The organism is Roseateles sp. P5_E11 (genome assembly GCF_054049355.1).
This window is the reverse complement of record NZ_JBFUMO010000539.1, coordinates 1-3963: the sequence shown is the minus strand read 5'-3', so window position 1 is coordinate 3963 and position 3963 is coordinate 1. Positions and strand designations below refer to the sequence as shown.

At 69.5% G+C, this 3963-nt stretch carries 7 protein-coding genes; 2 read left to right on the top strand and 5 right to left on the bottom strand.

The genetic code is table 11. The annotated features are described in order from the left end of the window. Positions 1 to 938 (top strand): DEAD/DEAH box helicase family protein (locus ACXJKR_RS26525; protein WP_457325359.1); only part of this gene is annotated, 938 nt, incomplete at its 5' end. A 4-nt stretch (positions 939 to 942) separates the two neighbouring features. Here the strand turns inward: ACXJKR_RS26525 and ACXJKR_RS26520 are convergent. The 5 genes from ACXJKR_RS26520 to ybaK all read right to left on the bottom strand — a co-directional run bounded on the left by ACXJKR_RS26520 (position 943) and on the right by ybaK (position 3385). Further along, positions 943 to 1302 carry a RidA family protein gene (locus tag ACXJKR_RS26520; protein ID WP_056198641.1) on the bottom strand — a complete coding sequence of 120 codons (360 nt, stop codon included), beginning with the start codon at positions 1300 to 1302 and terminating at the stop codon, positions 943 to 945. Next, positions 1299 to 1967, bottom strand: coding sequence for a glycerol-3-phosphate 1-O-acyltransferase PlsY (gene plsY / locus ACXJKR_RS26515; protein ID WP_457325358.1), 669 nt, complete (start codon positions 1965 to 1967; stop codon positions 1299 to 1301). The genes ACXJKR_RS26520 and plsY overlap by 4 nt, the downstream gene beginning before the upstream one ends. A 30-nt stretch (positions 1968 to 1997) precedes the next feature. After that, complete coding sequence (locus tag ACXJKR_RS26510) at positions 1998 to 2309, bottom strand: hypothetical protein (RefSeq protein ID WP_457325357.1); 312 nt, start codon at positions 2307 to 2309, stop codon at positions 1998 to 2000. A 77-nt stretch (positions 2310 to 2386) separates the two neighbouring features. Next, the gene (locus tag ACXJKR_RS26505; RefSeq protein ID WP_457325356.1) at positions 2387 to 2860 is read right to left on the bottom strand and encodes an MgtC/SapB family protein; all 474 of its coding nucleotides are present in this window, start codon (positions 2858 to 2860) and stop codon (positions 2387 to 2389) included. Between the two features lie 36 nt (positions 2861 to 2896). Beyond that, positions 2897 to 3385 (bottom strand): Cys-tRNA(Pro) deacylase, encoded by a 489-nt coding sequence (gene ybaK / locus ACXJKR_RS26500; RefSeq protein ID WP_457325355.1) that lies wholly within the window; start codon positions 3383 to 3385, stop codon positions 2897 to 2899. 89 nt (positions 3386 to 3474) lie between these two features. Here ybaK and ACXJKR_RS26495 point away from each other — a divergent pair. Then, positions 3475 to 3963 (top strand): hypothetical protein (locus ACXJKR_RS26495; RefSeq protein ID WP_457325354.1); only part of this gene is annotated, 489 nt, incomplete at its 3' end.

Below are 3963 nucleotides of genomic sequence, written 5' to 3'. Positions count from 1 at the left end.
GCGCCCGGCTGTTTGCGGGTGACCCCCAGCAGCTGTCGCCCGTGCTGCGCAGCGACGACCGCCTGGCCCGGCGCTGGCTGGGCCGCTCGGCGTTTACGGAGATGCCGCGCGGGCCGTCCGTCGCGCTGCTGGACGAACAGTCGCGCATGGCGCCGCCGATCGGCGAGCTGGTCAGCCAGCTGTTCTACGACGGCGCACTGCGCGTGGCAGCAGACGCCGAGGCTTCGGCCCACTGGCAGGCTGCTCGCCAACGCAGTTTGGGCGACATCGGCGCCAACGTGCATGTGCATGTCCACCACCTGAAGACGGATGGCGGCTGGTCGGCCGCGGAGCGCGGGCCGGTGCGGCGCGAATCGGCCGAAGCCATTGCCGAGTTGGTGGAGCGTGCGCTGGCCAGCGGCTCATGGCAGGCCGAGGAGCTGATCGTGCTGACGCCGTTCCGTGCGCAGCGGGCGCTGATCCGCCAGCGGCTGCGTGCGCGCGGCCTGCCGGAGGCGCTGCGGGTCAGCACCGTGCACCGCGCCCAGGGCAGCGAGGCGCCGGTGGTGCTGTTCGACCCCGCGGATGGCGCCCAGCCCTTCCTGCACGGCGACGAGGCACAGCGCCTGCTCAACGTCGCGCTGAGCCGGGCGCAGGCCAAGCTGGTGCTGTTCGTGTCGCCCGCCGATGCGGCCAGCCCGCTGCTGGCGCCGCTGGTGCAGCGGCTGCGCCTGGCCGGCGACACCCGGGACGCCCTGCCTCTGCAGGAACTGGCGCGCGAGCCGGGCTTTCCCGCCAATGCGCTGGGGCGGCGCGTGGCCGCCGGGCGGCAGGTGGGCGAGGTGGCGCGCATCAGCGCCGACGGGCGTCAGTTCTGGCTGATCAACGCACGCACCGGGGCGGAGCAGCTGATCGACGCGGAGTTCTGGCGCCGGCGCGCACAGGGCGCACCGGCGTAGCCCTTCAGACCGCCGCCGTGATGACGATCTCCACCTTCCACTCTGGCCGCGCCAGGCCGGCGATGACGGTGGCGCGCGGCGGCGTGTGGCCGGCCGACACCCAGGCGTCCCAGGCGGCGTTCATGCCGGGGAAGTCGGCGCGGTCAGCCAGGTAGATCTGGGCGCGCAGGATGCGGCTCTTGTCGGTGCCAGCGCGCTCCAGCAGCTTGTCGATGGCGGCCAGCACCTGGGCCGTCTGGCCGGTGGCGTCGGCGCTGGCGTCCTCGGGCACCTGGCCGGCCAGATAGGCGACGCCGTTGTACACGGCCATCTCCGACAGGCGGGCGCCGATGTCGAAACGTTCAACGGGGGTGGAGGCGGTCATGCTTTCTTCCGGTGCTTGGTGGATTTGACGGGATGCGATGCCGGCGCAGCTTTCTCTGCCTTGTGCCCGAGCTTGCTCTCGGTGCCGGCCAGCAATTTCTTGATGTTGGCCGAGTGGCGCCACACCAGCAGCAAGCCCATGATGATCAGGGCCAGCGCGGCCGGGCCGGCTTCCCAAATGAGCAACTGATACATCGGCGCGAAGGCGGCCGACACGATGGCGGCCAGGGACGAATAGCGGCTGAACCAGGCAATGATGAGCCAGGTCGCCAGCGTCGCAACCCCTAGCAGGGGGTTGAGCCCGAAGATGACGCCGGCCGCCGTGGCCACACCCTTGCCGCCCTGGAACCTGAAGAACACCGGCCACAGATGGCCAAGGAAGGCCGTCAGGCCCACCAGCGCCGCCGTGCCCTCGCCAAGGCCGTACCTGGGGCCCCAGATCAGCACGGCCAGCACGGGGAGATAACCCTTGAGCGCATCGAACACCAGCGTCAGGATGGCCGCGGCCTTGTTGCCCGAGCGCAGCACGTTGGTGGCGCCAGGGTTGCCCGAGCCATAGGAGCGCGGGTCCGACAGGCCCATGGCGCGGCTGACGATGACGGCAAAGGACAGCGAGCCGACAAGGTAGCCAACGAGGGCGGCCAGCAGAGGGAGGACGGTTTGCATGGGGCGGCATTGTCGTGCAGCCCGGCCGTGTCAATGCTGCCGGGCCCGCCACCAGACCTGCAGCCGCCGCCCCTGCTCCAGCAGGAACAGGATGAAGCGCCCCACCGGCTTGCGCAGGAACGGCAGGTCCTCCGCCAGCAACAGCAAGCCCAGCGGCAACCATTCGATGCCGATGATGGGCAGAAACCAGAACACCGACGCGGCGATGCACAGCAGGCCAGCCGGGATGCGCACCCATGCCCCCCGGGGGCTGCGCAACCAGGCCAGGCAGCGCGCGGCGCGCCTGGGCAGCAGCGCCTCCAGCTGGGAGTACGCCAGGTCCAGCGTTTCGCGACCGTTCATGGCGGAGCTTCGCGTCGACATCGAGGGCAGTTTCGCGAGCGCCTGCCAGGCATCCCGTAGGACGAGGCCGCGAATGCTCAGCGCCTGCCCCGGCCGACAAGCCGCGGCAATATCGCAAGAACCGCCAGGGCCAGCAGTGCGCTGATCAGCGCCGTCGTCTCTCGGCCGAGGCCGCAGGCCACGCCGATGGCTGCCGTCATCCAGATGCCGGCCGCCGTCGTCAGGCCCTGCGTGTCTTCCTCGGTGCGGTGCTTGATGATGGCCCCGGCGCCAAGAAAGCCGATGCCGGTGACGATGCCCTGGATGACCCGGCTCATGTCGGCCACGGCCATGCCGCCGAGCTGCGGCACCAGCACGAACAAGGCAGCGCCCATGGCCACCAGCATGTGCGTCCGAATGCCGGCCGCCTTGCCCTTTTGCTCGCGCTCATAACCGAGCACACCACCCAGCAGCGCCGCGAGCAGCAGCCGCGTCGTGAGGCGGGTGACCTGCTCCACATCGGGCGCATCAGAGAACTCGGACTGCAGGGTCTGGAGGACGGTGGCCCACATGGCCGCCTGCCGGGCAAGCCGCGCGCCCGCGCCGGTTCAGTTCGCGCAGGTCACCGGCCGCGCATCCAGCAGCTCGGTCAGGACCTTTGGCTCGATGCCGACGAGGTAGCCGCGCCGGCCGCCGTTGATGCAGATCTTCGGCAACACCAGGATCGAAGCCTCGACAAACACCGGCATGGCCTTGCGCACGCCGAACGGCGAGGTGCCGCCGACCTGGTAGCCGCTGTGGCGCTGCGCCACTTCGGGCTTGCAGGGCTCGACCTTCTTGCAAGGGATCTGCCGTGCCAGCTCCTTCAGGCTGACCGTGCGGTCGCCGTGCATCAGCACGATCAGCGGCTCGGCCTTCTCGTCCTGCATGACCAGGGTCTTCACGACGGCGTGCTCCTCGACGCCCAGCTGCTTGGACGACTCGGCCGTGCCGCCGTGCTCGACGTAGTCGTAGACGTGCTCGGTGAAGGCGACGCCGGCACGCTTCAGCGCCTGGGTTGCCGGGGTTTCGCTGACATGGGCGATCTTCTTGCTCATCCCTTCATTCTCGGGGAGGTAAAACTTACTCCATCACAGCAAGCAATTATTGTTTTACAGTAAGTTTTCCGTGTTTGCCCTAGGCCACCATGCCCGACTCCTTTTCTGCCGATGGTTTACGGCGCATCCGCCGCCTGGCCTGGGTCGTGCGGCTGCTCTGCCTGCTCGGCGTCGTGGTCATCGGCACCCTGCCCTTCATCTTCTGGGCCGAGGCCGATTGGGTGGCTGACGTGGCAGCACGCACCTGGAACCTCAGCCGCATACAGCTCGACATGGGCACGCGGCTGTGGGGCCTTGCAGCCTCCATGCTGCCCACGCTGGCAAGCCTGTTCGCGCTGTGGCAGATGTGGTCGCTGTTCGGCTGCTTCGCCCAGGGCGAGTTGCTGGCGCGCCGGCCGGCCCAGCATCTGCGCCGCCTCGGCCTGGGCTTGTGCGCCCTGGCAGCCGCCCAGCCGCTGGGCCAGACGCTGGCCATCCTCGCGCTGACCTGGGGCAACCCCAAGGGCGAGCGCCAGCTGTGGTTCGGCCTGTCGGGTGATCACTATCTCGCCTTGCTCTTCGGCCTGCTGCTGCTGGCC